Consider the following 575-nt stretch of genomic DNA (forward strand, 5'->3'; position numbering starts at 1 on the left):
GTAACAGTAAAACTATCTGAAATTTATGAAAATGTGCCTTCAAATTATAAAAACTACACCTTTCAGTTTAAAACCATTACACCTAGTTTTAGCGTGGTTACAAACAATTTACAGTCGTATAGCAAAAACTGGCAATATTTAGAAGGTGTTATAAAATCGGCCGACGTTATTTCTATTGAAAATGCTAAAAATTTAATTACTGCCAAACAAAACGGTAAAAACCTAAATATTGTTTTTAACGAAAGCTATAAAAATAGTGCCGCTTTTGAGTTTAAAATTGATAGTATTAATCGTACTATAAACGATAGTAAAATTGAAATTTCATGGAATGGTAACGCTATTAATGCTGATAATAAAGGCGAAAATACCCTAGTAATACCCGGCATAAACAATTTTACCATTACAAAAACCGAAGTATACCAATCACCCGAACAGTATTTGCTTATTAATTTTTCAGACCCTTTAAAAAAACAACAAAATTTTGATGGTTTGGTATCAATTCAAAAAGCAAAAAACCCAAAATATGTGGTAGATGGCAATGTTTTAAAAGTGTACCCAAGCACTAAACTGGTAGG

General features: G+C 30.1%; 1 pseudogene. It reads left to right on the forward strand.

The annotated features are described in order from the left end of the window. Positions 1-575 (forward strand): annotated as a pseudogene (locus tag FUA24_RS25125) (hypothetical protein); the annotation flags it as partial.

Source organism: Seonamhaeicola marinus, assembly GCF_008085455.1.